Below are 17,591 nucleotides of genomic sequence, written 5' to 3'. Positions count from 1 at the left end.
AAAACGCACTTTTCAAAAGGAAACTCACGAAGGAGGCTGCCATGAATATTTATTTAGCAAGCGGGACGTATGATTTTTTAGTAAAGAAATACGCTGCCAAAATTGATCAGCAATCTCTGATTGCGATGCAGGTACTAGGCAGTGACAGCGCTTTATTAGTGCATGAAACTTTGTCATCGTCTATCTTTGCTGCCCCGAGAAAATATGAGACAGCAGGAAGCAACGGAGATTTTTCCGGGAAAAGATTTGCCGTTATGAATCATATTCCTGTCACAGATGAGCATAAGCCATTATTTGAGCAGAATATGAAGCGGTCATTAGAACAAATGGGACAGCAAATAAGTGCATACCGGTTGCTGCGCCCTGTAAAAGGAGATACCTATATCATCCTGTCACTTTGGGCAGAAAGACGTGACTTTATCGTCTGGAAGCAGAAACATCAGAATCCTGATTCACCTATCACAGGCGATCCGACAAACGGCGGAATCCTCCAGCATACTATGTTCAACGGCAAGGCCTATTTGCTCGAGCTTACGATTGCCGAAAAAGGAGCAGTTTAGCTCCTTTTTTTGATAACTCCATTCCTGTTAGCATAAACAGCTGCCTGTGTTCTGTCGGATACATTTAGCTTTGCAAGAATATTGCTTACATGTGTTTTCACGGTTTTAACCCCAATGTAAAGCTCCTCACTGATTTCTTGGTTTGTCATTCCTTCTCCAAGACACATCAGCACCTCAAGCTCCCGCTCTGTTAAATCATCATGCCGTTTCTTTTCACTCGGCCGCAGCTTTTTCAGCATAACACTTGCTACTTTCGGTTCAATAACTGTTTCTCCGGCAACTGCTTTACGAATTGCCTGGACAATCTCATGAGCACTTGCTGTTTTTAAAAGATAACTGAACGCCCCTGCTTCAATGGCTGGAATAACTTGTGCCTCATCATAATAGCTTGTAATAATGATTATTTTGCAGCCAGGATATTCCTTCAGTATCCCTTTTGTCGCTTCAATTCCATTTCCTTTTTCCATTAATAAATCCATCAAAACGACATCCGGCTTTTTCATCACTGCAAGCTTGACTGCTTCCTGTCCGCCAGTCGCTTCAAAGACAAGCTCTATTTCCTTTTCTGTCTGCAAATACGAAATCAAACCTTTTCTTACCATATCATGATCATCTACTACAGCTACCTTAATCATGCTTTCCCCCCTTTTAAAGGAACACGAATGTCAATATATGTCCCGCTCCCAACTTTAGATCGTATTTCCATGACACCGCCGATTTCTTCACATCTTTCACGCATAGTTTTCAAACCATAGGAAGTGATTTTTTCTACAGAAAGATCAAAGCCATGTCCATTATCACTAATATGTAAGTAAGCGTAGTTGCTTTTGTCTTCCAAGATAATTTGCACCTTGCTTGCATGGGAATGGCGCAGCACATTTGACAGCGCCTCCTGCACTATGCGAAAGAGATGCTCCTGCCCGGCAGTCGACAAATCATCTATTTCATCAATGCTTGCTGCAAACTGTAAACTCGTTTTTCCCTTCAGCTCTTGTATCAGCTTTATAATACCGTCACATAAGCTGTCATTGCTAAGTTCAATCGGCCGTAAGTGCAGCAATAATGCCCGCATCTCCCCTTGTGCCTTGCCCGCAATTCCGATGATTTCCTCCAGCTGTTTCTTAGCAAGCGCCGGATTAGAATCAAAAACTTTGAAGGCAGCTGATGACATCATGTTTAGTGCAAACAACTGCTGGCTGACTACATCATGAAGATCCCTTGCTAACCGCTGTCTTTCCTCCATGACGGCAGCGGTATGAGCAGTCTGTGCCAAGTTTATTTTTTCATCAGCAAGGCGTTGCAGAGAATTTGCTTGTTCACTCATATGAACTGCCAATCGGTTAAGTTCACCCCTTATATCTTCTGGCATACCGTTTTCTTCAGCCGCTATCCTTTCCGTATACTTTCCTCTGCTTAATGCTGACACAAACAATAGGATATTTGCACACTCTTTATTAATGATGCTGTTTGCTTTAATAGAGAAATAAATGCCGACTGCAGTAGTAAAGGTGAAACTGCACGCGAATATAAGCAGTATAACGGTCGTAGAAAACGGAGCTTGCGGGTTTAAAAATAAATAGAGCTGCATACCAATAAACAGCAGCAAAGAACTAATAACACTAGTCATAAAATAGCTGTAAAACTGCCCGTACAGAAAACCTTTTCTTTCTCTCCACATCAGATTAGCACCTCTACACTTTCTTTACTGTTACATCGCCGATATTTAAATAAATATGCAAGCTGAGTTTTCTAACAGCCTCATCATAATCAGGAGACTTGTAGACTAGTTTATTTCCTAAGCCATCCTTGCTTTGCTCCAAGATTTGTAAGTCACCGATTTTCACTTCCCCTTCAATCCGCACTGGCAGATTATCAGGAATAATAATCTTAACATCGCCTATCCATCCGCTGATTTCTATATGTGTTTCTTTATCTGGTATATATGCCTTGCTGAAATCAATAAAGTAATTACCGATTGTATTATGCATTGTCATCGGCTCAGCAGGCCAATTTTCTGTATTGATTTTGACGTCTCCTACTAGAGAAAAAGCTCTTTTTTTCTTTCCTTCCGGCTTTTGCTTGATATGGATTGATGGTTTTCCGAAAACCTTATCCTCTTTCGCCCAATTTACATTAGTGACAACAAGAAATTTTGACTTCTTAAACATCATACTTAAAGCAGCAATGATCATTATAAGCGGCCACAGCTTCCAAAAGTCCATAAAAGCAAATGTAAATAAGTGCAGCCGGTCAAGGCATAATAACCCGGCAAAAACAAGGATGAAAATGGCCAGAAAAGTATTAGTCGCTCTTTTTCTTATACCGCTGATTAACAATACAACTCCGTAAACAAGCAGCAGAAATGGGTATAATACGACAAAAAGCTGTTTTATTTCCAAGGAAATGACACCAAGGTTAACAAGAAGAAGGACTATGCCGACAACAAGCAAGCAGAATGAAAACATGATTTGTGCTAAAGATTTCCCCATATGTACCCTACCTTCTATATTGAAACTAGCAAATAACTGCTAGTTTTTAAGAAATTTTTCCAGTCAATAGCATTATTGTACTACTAATCTCTCTTTAATTGTTCAATCCTGCGGCGTTTTTTTCTCCAACTAGAGAAGGAGATTTTAGAGATACCATTTTCTTCCTATAAAAGAAAATGATTCTCTAATCACCCAATCCTATCCTCCTTCATAATCTGTAATTAAATCCGGTCTTAGTCATTTGCCTAAGCTTCATGTCGGATTAGAAGGGAGTCTTCGTCAATGGGTATAGAATTAACGGCACTTCATTGGATTTACGTTTTATTTATTCTATTCATTATAGGCTTCATGATAATGAGAAGAGACACTACAATCGTGTGCATTGTCGGAATTTTTTTATTGGCACTTACTGCTACAGGTTCTTTAAGCGGCTCTATCAGCACGATATTTAATAGTTTCATTTATGCCATAACAGAATTGCTACCAACCATAGCCGTCATCTCCATCATTGTCGCTATGAGTAAAATCCTCACCAAAACCGGAATAAATGATGTGATGATTTCACCGTTTGCAAAATGGATACGAACCCCCAGTTTAGCCTACTGGGTCATCGGCTTACTTATGATGATTATTTCCTTTTTCTTCTGGCCGTCACCTGCAGTCGCACTGATTGGGGCTGTTCTTCTTCCTGTTGCTGTCAGAGTAGGTCTTCCTGCGATTGCAGTGGCAATGGCCATCAAAAGAAACTATTATACAGACATGATTTAGACTGTATTTTTTTGTATTTAATGTCTTGACTTGAAATATAACCACTTTCCTTTTCCTATACTTTATTGTAGTGAAAAAACTTAAACATTTCTATTGCTTCTACCCAACTCAGGAAAGTTATATCAGCACCAAACTTCTCGAAAAAGACATAACCATCCTTTTCAACTTTAACTATCATGCTATCTTTACCATGACTGTAATATTGCGTAACCATTAATCCTAAGGAAGGATATACCTTACCTTGGATTGTAGTGTTACGTTTTTCTTTTTTTACCTTTGAAAACATAATGATTTTTCCAGACTTTTTCATTTTACGTCCTCCTCTAGTTGAGTTATTAAACAGCATTTCCTATCTGTTTTAATACATTTAAAATTAGTGGAGAAATTTGAATTAATACATAACCTAATCCAGCATTTTGAATTGTGGACCAAGCTTTTTCGCTATTCCCTAACATGAAAAAGAAACATCCTCCCACAATTATTACTGATGCAATAGGAAAGGATAAGGCAACCAAAACATCGACTAATGGATCTAAGGCATGAGCTAATGCGGATATAGTCTGTTCCCCCATCCATTCTTTTGCACTGGCTGGTACTGCCTCCACATTACTTGCTGCAAAAGCAGGTTTCGCCATAACTAAAGGAATTGCAATTGAAGTTCCTATCCTTCTAACAACCTTACCTACATTTACTTTATTCTTTACTTCTTTTTTCTCCTTTTTATAGCTACCTGACATGAAATCGTTAAATGCTATTGTTTGCATTCTAATCACTCCTCATTTAATGTCTTCAATCGTGTAAACAACACAAGGTATATCCTTACACAGTTCTTTTAGTTGTTTCTTTCTTAACTCTGTTGTAGTTAACCATATAAGTTTAGGGAAATATCCAAAATGCTTTGATAAGTGGCCTGCCTTATATAAAGCAGCGTAATTTTTTATTTTCATTCTGTTTTCCTTCATCTTTTGAAGGGAGTCCACTTCTAAAAAATTATACTTCCCACCAGCCTTAAACCAAGTATCTGTATAAATAGTGGTTATGCCATCGCTCACTTTAACTTCGTTAGCCCATTCTGTGGGAAACTTAGCAAAGATATAGAAATCATTTCGCATGATTGTGTGATTAACAAAAGGGTTTTTCCGTCTAACCTTATTAGAATTTATATAGGCTCTACCTTCAGCATTTAAGTAATAAATTGTGGAGTATTCTTCTCGATAACTTTCTAAGTATGGAGATAATTCTTTTAGTATTCGGTTCGTATTGCGTATCTTCCCAAGCCTGTGGATAGTCTGCAGTTGATCACGATTAAGAAAGTCCAGTTTTTTCAATGATAATAGGATTTGCTCTTGTCTCTTGTTCAATTGCTTCAACTGGCTTCACCTCTCTTATGTGTGGTTCTATGGTGGATTCAATAACATCTGATTCTGTTAATGGAGTTTGAACAATAATTTTGTTATCAGCAGTTTGATATATGGCACGACCTTTTATTTGTGGCAGCTGCTCCGCACCGGGACCATCCAGGACAACATTTGAAGCTGTGGAAGACTGGACTCGGAAACACAACTTGGCATCACTGTTTTGCTTACATTGCCGCGGAATGACATCCCCTGTTGGGTATTGGGTTGCAAGTATTAAACGGAAACCTAATCCGGCTCCTAACCTTGATATCTGACTCATGTATTTTTGACACTCTTCTTTGATAGTCTTTTCACTTTTGTGAACGAGGACACCATTCTCTTTTATGTCTTTCTTATCAACGGCCTCTGCAGGGTTTAGCTCCCCGACTTCATCAATAATAATAAAATGCCTTTCTAGAATCCCAGCTTCCTGTACATTCTTCTTTCCAACTGCTCTTACACGTTGCTGCATTCTTCTCATTTCTTTATAAGCATTAGATAAGACTTTAAGTGCTTGCTCAGGTTCATAGGCAATGTTCACTGTTTGCTCAATGTTTTCATAATCACATAGCTCTACTCCGCCTTTTAAATCCACAAGGTGAAGTTTCACTTGCTTTGGTCGCTGCTTAATTAAAGAAACAATAATTCCATTTATTAAATTGGATTTCCCATACCTTGTTGCACCACCTAATACAAAGTGCGGAATTTTTTCAAAGTCATGTAGCACTCTTTCGTTTTTCTCTCTTGTTACACCGATAGGCACAGCCCACTTATTGCCTTCATACATGTTCACCAAAGTCGGCATGGGCTCTTCATAAACTCTAATCACTAACATGCCATCATAAGACAATTCTATTTCCTTTTTTTCTGTTAACTTCTTTTGGTACAGACTTCTTATATTCGATATGATTTGTTTGTCTAATTTGAGCTGTTTTAAATCACCTAATTGTATCTTTACTTTCCGTATATTTAAGCCAGCTTCAATAACTTGTTGCTTGTTAAGGTAATCTTCAAAGCTTCTCCCTAAAGGAATGCGATATTTGTATTCCGTTCCCCAAGAATAATTTCTTTTCTTCATCTGCTGAGCAGTTAATGTCTGAGTGCCGTCTTTTACATTTAATCCAGACAGTGCAAATATTTTATTTAATTTCTTTGAATCATTCCCTACTCCACTTTTTGAAAAATGAGCTTGGAGCGCAAGGCTTCCCATCAACAAAGTTGTGATTGCTTCAAAAAACATAATATCCTCCTTCCACACGCCACCTCTTTATAGATTCTTGAGAATCTATCCCAGCAATCTAGCATTCTAAATATTAGTGTTCAGCCCTTGATATATAAGCATCTGGCATATACCCGAACTAGCTACTAGGGTGGCAATTCATTTGGTATAGTAAATGGTATTTGATTTGGAATGAAATTATGCAAGTCTTTCCAAAATAATTTGGAAAGGTTTTAATAACACCTTTGGAGAATGATTTATTGAGGTGATTAATTTGTTTAAATGTAAAATTGGAGAATTACTTAGAGTTAGTAAATATAAAAGAGAATACATAATAAAAGAATTAAATATAACGCATAATACATTATCTAATTGGGTAACAGGGAAAACATTCCCAACAGCAGACAAACTATTTATTTTAGCGGATTTATTGGAGTGTAAAGTCGATGATTTTTACGAATACAAGAAATAACTTGTCTAATTCTGTCGAAACTATAGTAAAAAAATAACACAAGCATTAAAATTAATTCCGGTATTAGATATAAATGAGGGGGAACTATTTTGAAAAAGAAATTATTATTAGTTTTAGTTTTAGCAATTAGTATGGTTTTAGCCGCTTGTGGAAGTGATTCTAAAACAGAGAAAACGAACACAAACCAAAAAGAAGAGACAACTACCGAGAGTACAGAAACAGCTAAATCAGAAGAAGCAAATGAAACAGTAGACGGTAGTGAAGATACTGGTGAGTTTCATGAGGAAGGCTTTGGAACAATGAAGACCGTTGGTGTAGGATATAACGATGAAGTAGGCATTGATGGTACTGATGCCGAAGTTAAACCTATTCAGATGGGCTCTATGAACCTATATATAAACGGTGTTGGCATATTTGAAGTAGAACCAGAAGAAGATGCAAAAACACTTCTATTCAATGAACAAGATAAAGTAAAGGCTATTGTTGTGGATATGAAAGTTGAAAATACATCTGAAGAAGATATGACTTTCCAGGCTAATCAAGCAATTGTTGTAACTGATACTGGAGAACAATTAGAGTCAGAAATCGGATTGATGGGAGAAGCTGGTGGTGACTTTTTAGGAAAAGTAAGTAAGGAAGGTCAAACTTGGTATTTATTAAAAAACCTTGATGAAGATGTAAAAAAAGTAACTGTTATTTTCCCTGCTCCATTTAAAACAGAAAGTTGGGAAGATACTGGAGAAGAAAAAAGAATTGAGTTTGATATTCTTAGCTGGGAAGAAGCACAGAAAAAAGACGGAAAATAAAAAAAGCCCTTCTCAAAATGAGTTGGGCTATTTCTTTGCATATCGATTATAAAGCTCCAGGGATTTATCCGGCAGCCACTCTCTCTTCCTTGGATCTTCGTAATAATTCAGGAATGTTTCTTTCTCTTTTTCATCATAGGACTTAGCCTGCTTATAATGGTCTTCGCAATACGAATGTACTTCTTCAGGTTTATCCCATGGTTTAAACGGTAGCAACTTATGAGCCCCTCTGACTTTACAAGCTATCCCTTCACAACCTTCTTCAAATTCCATAATTACTCGTCCTCGCTTTGAATAATAATTGGATTATAACATAAAAAAAGGCCCTACTCCGAAGAGTAAGGCAGTTAGAGAGAAGGAGCATGACCTTCATAATCATTTTGCTTCAAAAAATATATTTTATTCAAAAAACTTAACAAAGGTTGCAGGACCAACAATTCCATCGGCAACAAGACCATTTGCTTTCTGGAAAGCCTTCACTGCAGCTAAAGTGTCATTGCCGAATACTCCATCAATCCCTTGAGGATTAAAGCCATTATAGTAAAGCATTCCTTGAATAAGCCTTGTCCACTTGCTCCATGTAGTTCCCTTTTTAAGTGTTGGAGCAGCTGCTTTCGATTTCTTACCGAATACCCCATCAATAGTTACATCAGAAAAGTACTGGAACACTCGAATAGCAGCTGTCTTTGTTTTAGGACCCTTATATCCATCCACAACAAGCTTAGTGAAGTTCGCTTTCTTTGTGTACCCATTTAGGAAGGTTTGTAGCTTCTTGATATTCGTATCTCCATCTGTGTCCGGCTTATTTGGCGTAGTTACAATGACAGACTCAACCTTCGTTTCTTCTGGCTCCACAGTAATCTTGCCTGTGTATTCAAGGTGTGGATTATCCACAAATCCTTTCCAGTCTCCACCCCATTCAAAACCTTTTGATTTCGCAATGGCAGCCACACGTCTCCAATTGCTATTAACAGTATAATTAGCAATTGTCCCTTTTTCATTCGTCAAGCAGAAATCAACAGCAATACCGAAGTTGTGATTAGATTGACCACCTTTAGCATTGGTTACAATCTTTCCTGGCTTCGTTCTACCTTGTGCATATAAAGCATCCTGTTCAGCTTTAGAACGGTACCCATCGGTAATTAAAACATAGATACCCTCTTTATAAGCCTGTTCGATAATTTCTAATACTTTAGTTAGGACAAGAGCTTTCATGCCTGCGCCCATTCGTTTAATTGCTTTCTCTTTTAAGATTTCAACACTCATTATTAATTCCTCCTTAGTATTTTTCGTTTAATAAAATGTCTTGCTCTTTTGGATCAACCTTGCTGAAGAACCATTTGATTTTCTTTAACACTGCTGTCACCTCCAAATAAAAAAGGCACCTTGTGGAAGGCACCTCATTTTGCGTTTGTTAAATTGTTTACTTTGAGCACTTCTTTTTGTTGTTTACCTTTAGCTGTCACATAGTTGTTTTTAAACCATGCAATAGCAGCAGTGGCAACAGTGAATCCATTTGTCAGGAAAATTGTCCAGTCTTCACTCGTTCCAGGTATTTCGTAAAGACCAAAACTCACTAAGAATTGGTTTACCAAAGCTATAAATAAAACGATAGTTCTAATTAACGTACCTTTATCCAACATAACCACTCCTATTTAAAAATGTTTTCAAATAATAAATAAAGAACCCCACCACTACCGGCTAGGATTCCGAGGAACTTCCATATTTGTTGTTGAGTGTATCGTTTTCTACTGTCAGCTGATTTACGTGAGAAAGTATCATTCTTTAAAACATGGTCTAAAAGCTTTTGGGTCATTTCTTGTTGCTTTCCAGACTCTTTTAATACTGTGTTTTCCGTCTCAGTTAGTTTATTTCTGATGTCTTGGTTCAATTTCTCCTGTTCTTTTTGGCGTTCCTCGAGAACCTTTATCCTTTCCTCATGATTTTCAACTTGTTTTTCCAATGGTGTTACCTCCTGTGTTGGCATTTTCCCATCCCCCTTTTATCTCTATATACAAACGGATTCACCTCCTTAAAGGTAATAAAAAAGAGCCCTAAAAAAGGACTGAATAACGCTATATCGCCAGTTGAATAATTAACTCGATATTCATTTTCAGCTAGCTTAGTTAGATCAGTAATATCCACTTCTTTTAAAACTTGACCGTCCTTACTTTCTATAGATACTTTCGTACCATAATCAGGTATTTCAAGTAATTTCACTTTGTTGTATTTGACTGTTAGTTCCTGTGTAATTGGGATAAACGGGTCCTCTGGTGTATTAGCCCGCCTAAATAAATGTATTTCATCTACACCTGAGTAAAAATCATATAATTCAGCCATATTCCCCTCACCTTTCTTATGAAATCAGAACATTTTGGAAGGAAACTGTTCCCCATTTTCTGCCGAAATGTAAAAAACCATTACGGAATTGTGAATCATTAACCGTAATGGTTGCATCATTAGTTTTAAATGTAATTGATGTAGCATTTACAATAACGGTGAAATATTTAGTAGCTCCATCAGTCATATTGTCAATATTTGATGAACTTGCCAATTTAGTACTTGCTCCACCCACAATCTTATAAATGTATATACCTGCAGGACTGAACAAAAGATGATAACCGTTTGATAAGTTTGATTTGTTGTCATCGAAGTAATCAATAGGTGTACAGATTGCAAGACTACCCCATCCGTTATTACGTTCAATAAAGCTTGCATTGAATGTTAATGTGAAGGAATCTGGCAATTCACCTGTCCACCCCTGTAAAACAAAGTCTCTATCTTCACTTTGTTCTAGGAATCCCCATTTATGATCGCCTGTAAATCCTCCCCTATAAGAATTATAGTGAGGAATAAAACCACTGCTGAATACTATTTCCGAAAAGGGAGCATCCTCCCTTGTTGGATAGTTATTCGAAATGTAAAAAGGATCATCACTAAAGATACCGAATACCCCTAAATCTAAATATTTCTTAACTAAGTACTGATGATTTACTGTGTAAACAAATACCTTAATACCTGCATTTTTCAATAAGTTAATATACAAATCTGAAACGTTTGTACTGCAGCCAACATATTCAATGTTATTTGCCAATAAAGTTGCTGGGTCAGATACGTTATCGCTTAGTAACAATAATTCAAATCCCCTATCCTTTATTGCAATAAGTTCTGCCTGATTAAAGGACTGTATAAGCACATGGTCCTGCAGTTTATATGCTTCAGCTAAATCTGCAATGGCAGCTGCACTTCTTCTGTCTTTCGATTCGATCGCATAATTTATTTTATTTCCGAATGTCTGAAAAACTTCTTCCAAATAAGGGATAGGTTGTGCTGGGTAATTAGGAAGCAATCCTTCCACATTTATTGACCGTACATACGGAGTGTTTAGATACTTAATCTTGTCTGAACCCTTATGATTAATGCCGGTAACTCGTATTACCTCTTCATCATGAAGTACACACAAAGCTCCAGATCTGTCTTGCCTAATATCTAATTCAATAAACAAAGAACCATTCATTTTGCTCATTTTGAAAGCTTCTAATGTATTCTCTGGATATAAAAAAGAACTCCCCTTGTGCGCTAAATATTGTGGGGAAGTTAGTTCATTTATTTTGGCAGTTCCATCTAATTGTTCCATTATACCTACCACCTTTAATTGTTCTGCTATTAATAATTTTCTCAGAGTATCGAATGGTACTCCTTTATAATTTATACGTGCATCCACAATTTCTGAGGGTTGAGGATTCTTTGTTATCAATTCATTGATTACAGTTATAGCTTCTTCGGAAATTTTCCCGCTTAATTCTAACGATTTTGCAATGGCTTCTCTGACTTCGCTTCCGTATTGTGCATATTTTACTAAAGTTGCATATTTTATAATTTCATCATAAATAGTATCGGCCATTAAACAGTTTCTCCTTCCGTTGGTGGGCTTTCTAAGTTAGTTACTCGTTGATTTAATTCTTCAAGAGCTTGATTAATGATAACCAATTGCTCATTTATAGTTGTTATACCGTTAGCATTATTGCTAATACCTTGCTGCATTAATTGGATTTGTTCCACAGAAACAACACTTTCGATAGCTGTTATCGCTTGTTGTAAGTCCTCCACAACACCAAGCAAGGATGATACTTGATTACTTACCTCAGATAAATTAGTTCCTGTTGTACTCTGGTAACTTTCTAATGTTTGCTTAGTTGTGGATAATTCCTGTTTTGTTGTGGACAAATCATTTGATATTGTACTTATTTGCGTGCTCTGCTGGCTAATAGTATTGGTTAACTGCTGTATGGTTTTTTGCGACTTTTTGGCATCACTTAAATATTTAGATGCCGTCTTAAAGGTATCCCCAATTGTTAAACTGTTTTGATTTGGATTAATGATGTTGATGTTCTTTTCTATAACTCTTAAAGACTCATTAATCCCCATTACAGGGTTTATTACTGGATAGTAATTCCCTACTTCAAAACTATCTGCATCTAAATTTATTAAAGCTAGATCTAATGCTGTTATTGAATACTTCGTTTGTACCCGGTTGTTTTTATTTAGAAAACTCTTTCCCCTTGCCATCAGTACCTCTGGAACTTCAACATCGTCCCATACTTGAGTTTTAACAATAATGCTAAAAGCTTCCTTTGCTTTTGAGTCCTCGATGTATTCTAATCCATCATTAACTTCTGCAATTGTTACTCGAGGCTGGCTGTCCTCTGAATCAGCGTCAGTAGATTCTCTCGCCTTACCAAGTGGGACTAATCTTGTTATGACAGTTGAAGGGTCAACTTCCTTTTGAATACTTTTCAAATTCTTTGCTAACCTTATTTCTGTTGGTTTTGTTTCGCCAATTCTATCTACGTAATCTAAGTAACGAACACCGTTTTCCTTTCTTATCTGTAATTCTCCACCCAATAAATCCAATAATTTTGTTTTTATCGTTTCTAAAGTACCGTCGTATTCAATAAAAGAATTTAAAGCTACAGTTGAATCTTCTACAGTTACGTTCCCTAATTGGAAGGTCTTATCATATGCGTCACTTGCTACATAGCGATTATGGTTCATAAGTATCCTCGCAAGTATAGTTCGTGCAGTTGGATTTGTGGACAACCTAGTAAAACGTTGCACAGAATCATTAAAATAACTTAGTTCTCCCTCGCAAATAAAACTCTTTGCAAATACACCAGCATCACTCATGGTCTCTGTAGGCATAACAATACGCCCCTCAAACTCCATATTTCCAGTTTTCACATTCTGGACATTAATCAAAGTTTTGAGTGGGCGTATAAGGTTGTATCCTGGATTATTTGGTAGAATGCTAAATGTAAAACCAGAAGCAGCGTTTATTCCAATTCTCACATCACCCGTTACAGCTTTGATTCCATTAAAGTCTGGATGATGTATAACCGTCTCTTCTCCATCATTAATGATTGTAACTTTGTACATTAAATCAACTCCTTATAAAACTCAAAGGAAATTGAGCCTGTACCAAGAATTTTGATTTTATTTTCTCCCGGTATTAAGGAAAAATCATATGACTCAGTTGTTCCAGATGGAATTGTGTATGTCCTGTTACCTAATACAATCTGCATTTCAGAAGATGCGATTATTTTAGGATAAACCTTCTTGACTCCCGCATTATAAAGGTTCGTTTCCAATACCCCTACAACATTGAAGTTTGTATCTTGTGCATAATCTAATAAGAAATTGAAGGTATCCCATATATCGTTTCCTTCTCTCATCTCAGCAATTTTAAATGGGTATGCAGTAAAATTGACTGTTAATGAACCACCAACAAACTTGAACTCATTATCTGGACCTGTCACCACTTCAGCCAAAAAATAATATCCAGGAATTCGATCATCCTTTAATACTGTTTTTCTATTTGGTGTCATAAGCCATCTTAGTACTTCCGTTTGATATATATAAAAGTCTGGAGCCTTATCTCGGTAGGCAACGTTAAATGTATAAGACAAAGTACGCTCATCATATCCTTGCTCACCATAGATTTCGCTAAAATCATACTTAACATTTGAGAAAGGTATGCTTTCCTGAATCTTTACTTTTGATGGGTTTCCGATGTTTTGATTAGAAATAGTTAAACCAAAATCTTTATAGCTGTGTTTACCATCAAATTCAATCCCATAAAACATCAGTAAAGCACCCCCCTTTCTTCCATCAGTGTTCGTAATGCTTGCTCTTGGTCCATTTCTGAACCAACCTTTTGTCTTCCTAAGAAGATATTTGTGTTTTTCTGCAATAAAGCCATTAACAGTTCATTTGCTTTTTGCAGATATTCATTTTGTTGTACCATAGCATTTAGTAATTGTTTCATTTCGGAATCTCCGCTGTTGCTGCCACCTACATTCGGCAATTGACTAGGACGTTTATTCCCTTGAATTTCTTTTCCAGCTAACGCTAAAAGCTTCATAGCATCAGTTCTTCGACTTGGATCAGTAGGAATCACAAATTCAGGCCATCCCTCTTCTGCTAACTGATAAAGCCCAGAAGACTTAATTAAGCCACCTGTGGCATATCCATGTCCTTTACCTATCACACTTAGCATATTTGAACCATATCTCGATTTAGCATAGTTTATACCGGCTAATAAAGAATGAAGTCCATTAAAAGGGTCATTATAACCTGGGAATTTATAAGCACTAAATGTTGGTGGTATCACCTGAACAAGACCTCTTGCAAGGTTTCCTGTACGAGCATTAATATCATTAACAGCCATTGATTGCACAGCTTTTTCATTCCCACCAGATTCGCTTTTAATCTGTCTTAACCATGCGTTAACATAAGCTTCTGATGTAGGTAAACCATTCATCGCTAAAGCTTGCATTACAGTTGAACGCCATCTCTCTACGCCTTTTCCTGATGGAGAAGATCCGGAGAATGAATTCTTTAATAAATCTTTGATGTAATTAACGGCACCATCTTTTACCTTAGTAAATCCACCTTTAGCAATCTGAGCTGGAATACTATCTCCACCAGGCATTGAAACACCTAAGTTATCAAGAGCCTTTGACAACATTTGGCTTGGGTTACTTACGTAATCCCAAATATTTAATGCTGTATCTTTGACCTTCTTAATACCTTTTTTAACTCCATCCACAATGCCAGTACCCCAAGCATAATGTGGAACAATTTGCTTAGTGATACTCGCTGGAATAACTTCAGTTCCTTTTGGCAAATTCACCAATGATGGACTAGAAGGAGATAGAAATTGTTTTCCATCAGGTGTTTTAATAAGTTCGCTTCCAGCATTTGAACCCTTACCATCACCTACAACAGCTAGCCCTCCAGGATGCCCACTTGTGCCATTGGCATACTGAGGAACTTCCCATTCCTTAAGCTTCTTACTTACACCTAATTTATCTAGAACCCAGTTAACGCCGGTGATGATTCCATTAACACCTTTTCCGAGTGTGGAAGCCATTTTATTAGCCAATTCTTTAACACCATCTGCAGCTTTACCTGCCATGCTTTTTATTCCAGCACCCATCTTTCCTGGTAAAGCTTTAGCACCAGCAACCAATTCATCAAATCTTGCTAATGCATCATCTTTCAATCCTCTTATCCAGGATTTCGCATTTCCTGCAAAAGTTTTTATTCCACCAATGGCATTGTCCCAGCCGCCTTTTAAACTAGAACCAAATGATTTTACAAAGCCACCTACCCCTTTTAACAACTTTCCAAAGAAGGTAAGCTGCACAAAATTCCACACAAATTCAACGGCACCTTTAAAAACTTGCTTGATACCTTCCCACATTTTCGAGAAATCTCCAGTAAAAAGACCTGCGAAAACCTTAATTGCTCCCATGATGATATTTAGTGCTCCAGATATTACCCCTTTAATATTGTTCCAGATTGTTTTTATAATCGAAAAAATTAACGGCATTACAAATTGGATTACAGGGAGAATGACGTTATTAAAAGTATTTTTAATAAAATTACCTATATTAGTTAGTGCTGCCATAATAACAGTACCGTTTTCTTGCCAAAATTGTTGGATAAGTGCTAATTGTTCTTTAAAGAAACCGACAACTGCTTGAATAGCTGGTTGTAAAGCTGTCAATGCACTCTGTGCTAGTTCCTTAAGCTTTAATAGTAAATTCTGTACTCCGTTCCTAAAAGTTTCCGAGTTTTTATATAACAATACAAACCCTGTACCTAATAAGGTTAGTACTCCTATTGCTATACCTATAGGACCCATCAAAGCAGAGAACCCTAATTTCAACCACTTCAACAAGCCTCCTGCTTGAGCAATCTTAGGAAATAGTGTAGCAAGTCCAGTGGCTGCATTGCCTAAGAAACCAATTAACCCTCCACCTATTAGCAGTAATGGACCAATTGCAGCTGCAAATGCAGCAATACCTACAGTCATTTTTTGAACAGCTGGTGATGCATCAAGGAAGCGTTGAACTAATCCTTGAATTATTCCTGCTAAACTCTTTATATAAGGAGTTAGTATACTACCAATAGTAATTCCAGCAGTTTCGAAAGCTCCACCTAGTTCGTCTAATGCTCCTTTTAAGTTATCCTTCATTTGAGCAGCTGCTTTTGCAGATGCTCCTTCACTATTTTCTAAAGACTTGGTCATTTTATCGATTTCCTTTGGTCCTGCTTTCATTAACGAAAGCATTCCAGAAACAGCTTCAGTTCCAACTAAACTTGCTAGTGTAGCAGCCTTTTGCGTGTCTGTTTGACCTTCCATGGACTCAGATAAGTTTTTTACAAGGTTAGATAAGCCGACAAAATCGTTATTAGCATCTGTAACAGCAATCCCCATCTTGTCCATCATTTTGCTGTTTTCTTCTGATGGACTCAATAGCGAAAGGAGTGCAGCTCGTAAAGTTGTACCAGCCTGTTCACCTTCCATTCCTGCGTCAGTCATAATACCTACTGATGCAGAAAGTTCCTCTAGACTAACACCTAAAGCTTCTGCAGGTGGTCCTGCATACTTTAAGGCATATTGCATGTCTGTTATATCCGCAGCCGATTGATTTGCTGTTTGAGCTAAGATATCAGCAACTCTTGTTGCTTCAGAAGCCTCTAATCCGAATATATTTAATGCAGCTGCCATAACATCTGATGTTTGAGCCATATCTGAACCGGATGCCTCAGCTGCAGATATAACACCAGGCATCGCTCCTAGGATTTCATTCACAGTGAAACCCATTGCAGCTAAATTTTCTTGTCCTACAGCAATTTCACTAGCTGATTTGCTTGTGGAGGCACCTAAGTCTAAAGCTGATTGTTTTAATTGTTCCATCTGTTCTGAGGTTGCGCCTGATATTGCTCCAACTCGTGACATTTGCGCTTCGAACTCAATGGATGTTTTTGCAGCTACTACACCTATTCCTGCAAGTGGTGCAGTAATATGCATAGTAAGGGATTGGCCAATTGACTTCATCTTATCCCCGACTTTTGTTAAGCGTGTTCCAGTTTCACCAATAGCCTCACCCATTATAGTCCAATTGGAAGTAGCTATCCTTTGTTCTTCTCTAAGATTCACTAGCTCTTCCCGTGTATTAATTAGTTGTCTACTTAGGTTATTTAAGTTGGCCACTTCATTGTTGTAAGACCTTGCTGCTCTTTCGGCTTGCCTTGAGCCTTCTCCATGCTCCTGAACCATTCTTTCGTATTCTTGTCGAGCAGATCTTGTAACTTCTCTCTGCACTTCTAATCTTCGATTTAAACCATTAATTCGAGTTTCATAAGATGCAATAGAACGATCTCCTCGGTCGAAGGCTGAAAGGTTTGCTCTCATTTCACTAGCTACTGTCCTTAATCTATCCCTTAAACCTGTTAATCCCCTATTTAGGGCAGTGGTTTCAAGGTCAAGACCAATCGTTAAACCTTCAATACGTTCCATATTTTACCT

The 17,591-nt window shown here is 37.4% G+C and carries 19 protein-coding genes and 1 pseudogene; 4 read left to right on the top strand and 16 right to left on the bottom strand.

All coding sequences use genetic code 11. The annotated features are described in order from the left end of the window. The first annotated feature begins 41 nt into the window (after nt 1-41). Nucleotides 42-560 carry an antibiotic biosynthesis monooxygenase family protein gene (locus M3600_RS07755; RefSeq protein ID WP_233316639.1) on the top strand — a complete coding sequence of 173 codons (519 nt, stop codon included), beginning with the start codon at nt 42-44 and terminating at the stop codon, nt 558-560. Here M3600_RS07755 and M3600_RS07750 read toward each other — a convergent pair. Genes M3600_RS07750 through liaF form a run of 3 tightly spaced genes read right to left on the bottom strand, consistent with a single transcriptional unit; the run spans nt 557 to nt 3,049 of the window. Further along, a complete protein-coding gene (locus tag M3600_RS07750; protein ID WP_233316638.1) occupies nt 557-1,195 on the bottom strand; it encodes a response regulator in 639 nt (212 codons plus the stop codon). The two genes, M3600_RS07755 and M3600_RS07750, sit on opposite strands and share 4 nt — an antisense overlap. Further along, the gene (locus M3600_RS07745; protein ID WP_233316637.1) at nt 1,192-2,238 is read right to left on the bottom strand and encodes a sensor histidine kinase; all 1,047 of its coding nucleotides are present in this window, start codon (nt 2,236-2,238) and stop codon (nt 1,192-1,194) included. Before M3600_RS07745 ends, M3600_RS07750 begins: the two co-directional genes overlap by 4 nt. A gap of 13 nt (nt 2,239-2,251) precedes the next feature. Further along, the gene (gene liaF, locus M3600_RS07740) at nt 2,252-3,049 is read right to left on the bottom strand and encodes a cell wall-active antibiotics response protein LiaF (RefSeq protein ID WP_233316636.1); all 798 of its coding nucleotides are present in this window, start codon (nt 3,047-3,049) and stop codon (nt 2,252-2,254) included. A gap of 282 nt (nt 3,050-3,331) precedes the next feature. Between liaF and M3600_RS07735 the strand changes: the two are divergent. After that, nucleotides 3,332-3,787 (top strand): annotated as a pseudogene (locus tag M3600_RS07735) (hypothetical protein); the annotation flags it as partial. An 85-nt stretch (nt 3,788-3,872) separates the two neighbouring features. Here M3600_RS07735 and M3600_RS07730 read toward each other — a convergent pair. Genes M3600_RS07730 through M3600_RS07715 form a run of 4 tightly spaced genes read right to left on the bottom strand, consistent with a single transcriptional unit; the run spans nt 3,873 to nt 6,454 of the window. Further along, the gene (locus M3600_RS07730) at nt 3,873-4,127 is read right to left on the bottom strand and encodes a hypothetical protein (protein WP_251645261.1); all 255 of its coding nucleotides are present in this window, start codon (nt 4,125-4,127) and stop codon (nt 3,873-3,875) included. A gap of 25 nt (nt 4,128-4,152) precedes the next feature. Further along, nucleotides 4,153-4,581, bottom strand: a complete 429-nt coding sequence (locus M3600_RS07725; RefSeq protein WP_251645260.1) for a hypothetical protein — start codon at nt 4,579-4,581, stop codon at nt 4,153-4,155. Between the two features lie 12 nt (nt 4,582-4,593). Further along, entirely contained in the window at nt 4,594-5,187 is a 594-nt protein-coding gene (locus tag M3600_RS07720) for a replication-relaxation family protein (protein ID WP_251645259.1), read from the bottom strand. Next, nucleotides 5,123-6,454, bottom strand: coding sequence for an FtsK/SpoIIIE domain-containing protein (locus M3600_RS07715; RefSeq protein WP_251645258.1), 1,332 nt, complete (start codon nt 6,452-6,454; stop codon nt 5,123-5,125). The genes M3600_RS07720 and M3600_RS07715 overlap by 65 nt, the downstream gene beginning before the upstream one ends. 253 nt (nt 6,455-6,707) lie before the next feature. On the opposite strand from M3600_RS07715, the gene M3600_RS07710 reads away from it, so the two are divergent. Beyond that, the gene (locus M3600_RS07710) at nt 6,708-6,905 is read left to right on the top strand and encodes a helix-turn-helix domain-containing protein (RefSeq protein WP_251645255.1); all 198 of its coding nucleotides are present in this window, start codon (nt 6,708-6,710) and stop codon (nt 6,903-6,905) included. A gap of 89 nt (nt 6,906-6,994) precedes the next feature. Continuing rightward, nucleotides 6,995-7,711, top strand: a complete 717-nt coding sequence (locus M3600_RS07705; RefSeq protein WP_251645253.1) for a hypothetical protein — start codon at nt 6,995-6,997, stop codon at nt 7,709-7,711. Between the two features lie 27 nt (nt 7,712-7,738). Here M3600_RS07705 and M3600_RS07700 read toward each other — a convergent pair whose 3' ends face one another. From M3600_RS07700 to M3600_RS07655, 9 genes are all read right to left on the bottom strand, one after another. Then, nucleotides 7,739-7,984, bottom strand: coding sequence for a hypothetical protein (locus M3600_RS07700; RefSeq protein ID WP_251645252.1), 246 nt, complete (start codon nt 7,982-7,984; stop codon nt 7,739-7,741). A gap of 126 nt (nt 7,985-8,110) precedes the next feature. After that, a complete protein-coding gene (locus M3600_RS28890) occupies nt 8,111-8,977 on the bottom strand; it encodes a peptidoglycan-binding protein (RefSeq protein WP_285854746.1) in 867 nt (288 codons plus the stop codon). 134 nt (nt 8,978-9,111) lie between these two features. Further along, a complete protein-coding gene (locus M3600_RS07685; protein ID WP_285854745.1) occupies nt 9,112-9,354 on the bottom strand; it encodes a phage holin in 243 nt (80 codons plus the stop codon). 8 nt (nt 9,355-9,362) lie between these two features. Beyond that, nucleotides 9,363-9,674 (bottom strand): hypothetical protein, encoded by a 312-nt coding sequence (locus M3600_RS07680; protein ID WP_251645249.1) that lies wholly within the window; start codon nt 9,672-9,674, stop codon nt 9,363-9,365. A gap of 5 nt (nt 9,675-9,679) precedes the next feature. Next, on the bottom strand, nt 9,680-10,051 hold the full coding sequence (locus tag M3600_RS07675) for a hypothetical protein (protein WP_251645247.1): 372 nt from the start codon (nt 10,049-10,051) through the stop codon (nt 9,680-9,682). A 16-nt stretch (nt 10,052-10,067) separates the two neighbouring features. Next, complete coding sequence (locus tag M3600_RS07670) at nt 10,068-11,615, bottom strand: glycerophosphodiester phosphodiesterase (protein WP_251645246.1); 1,548 nt, start codon at nt 11,613-11,615, stop codon at nt 10,068-10,070. Continuing rightward, nucleotides 11,615-13,147, bottom strand: a complete 1,533-nt coding sequence (locus M3600_RS07665; protein ID WP_251645245.1) for a phage tail spike protein — start codon at nt 13,145-13,147, stop codon at nt 11,615-11,617. Before M3600_RS07665 ends, M3600_RS07670 begins: the two co-directional genes overlap by 1 nt. After that, on the bottom strand, nt 13,147-13,854 hold the full coding sequence (locus M3600_RS07660; RefSeq protein WP_251645243.1) for a phage tail family protein: 708 nt from the start codon (nt 13,852-13,854) through the stop codon (nt 13,147-13,149). Before M3600_RS07660 ends, M3600_RS07665 begins: the two co-directional genes overlap by 1 nt. Continuing rightward, on the bottom strand, nt 13,854-17,582 hold the full coding sequence (locus M3600_RS07655) for a phage tail tape measure protein (protein WP_251645241.1): 3,729 nt from the start codon (nt 17,580-17,582) through the stop codon (nt 13,854-13,856). The genes M3600_RS07660 and M3600_RS07655 overlap by 1 nt, the downstream gene beginning before the upstream one ends. Nucleotides 17,583-17,591 lie beyond the last annotated feature (9 nt).

The sequence above is a fragment of the Niallia sp. MER 6 genome (genome assembly GCF_023714395.1).
Classification (GTDB): Bacteria; Bacillota; Bacilli; order Bacillales; family Cytobacillaceae; genus Niallia.
The sequence above is the reverse complement of the archived record's forward strand: the minus strand, read 5'-3'. Positions and strand labels throughout refer to the sequence as shown.

Coding starts and splice junctions, on each gene's coding strand:
- M3600_RS07745 (WP_233316637.1), bottom strand. CDS start 2,238: ATGTGGAGAGAAAGAAAAGGTTTTCTGTACGGGCAGTTTTACAGCTAT.
- M3600_RS07730 (WP_251645261.1), bottom strand. CDS start 4,127: ATGAAAAAGTCTGGAAAAATCATTATGTTTTCAAAGGTAAAAAAAGAA.
- M3600_RS07670 (WP_251645246.1), bottom strand. CDS start 11,615: ATGGCCGATACTATTTATGATGAAATTATAAAATATGCAACTTTAGTA.
- M3600_RS07665 (WP_251645245.1), bottom strand. CDS start 13,147: ATGTACAAAGTTACAATCATTAATGATGGAGAAGAGACGGTTATACAT.
- M3600_RS07715 (WP_251645258.1), bottom strand. CDS start 6,454: ATGTTTTTTGAAGCAATCACAACTTTGTTGATGGGAAGCCTTGCGCTC.
- M3600_RS28890 (WP_285854746.1), bottom strand. CDS start 8,977: ATGAGTGTTGAAATCTTAAAAGAGAAAGCAATTAAACGAATGGGCGCA.
- M3600_RS07685 (WP_285854745.1), bottom strand. CDS start 9,354: ATGTTGGATAAAGGTACGTTAATTAGAACTATCGTTTTATTTATAGCT.
- M3600_RS07750 (WP_233316638.1), bottom strand. CDS start 1,195: ATGATTAAGGTAGCTGTAGTAGATGATCATGATATGGTAAGAAAAGGT.
- M3600_RS07675 (WP_251645247.1), bottom strand. CDS start 10,051: ATGGCTGAATTATATGATTTTTACTCAGGTGTAGATGAAATACATTTA.
- M3600_RS07655 (WP_251645241.1), bottom strand. CDS start 17,582: ATGGAACGTATTGAAGGTTTAACGATTGGTCTTGACCTTGAAACCACT.
- M3600_RS07725 (WP_251645260.1), bottom strand. CDS start 4,581: ATGCAAACAATAGCATTTAACGATTTCATGTCAGGTAGCTATAAAAAG.
- M3600_RS07660 (WP_251645243.1), bottom strand. CDS start 13,854: ATGTTTTATGGGATTGAATTTGATGGTAAACACAGCTATAAAGATTTT.
- liaF (WP_233316636.1), bottom strand. CDS start 3,049: ATGGGGAAATCTTTAGCACAAATCATGTTTTCATTCTGCTTGCTTGTT.
- M3600_RS07755 (WP_233316639.1), top strand. CDS start 42: ATGAATATTTATTTAGCAAGCGGGACGTATGATTTTTTAGTAAAGAAA.
- M3600_RS07700 (WP_251645252.1), bottom strand. CDS start 7,984: ATGGAATTTGAAGAAGGTTGTGAAGGGATAGCTTGTAAAGTCAGAGGG.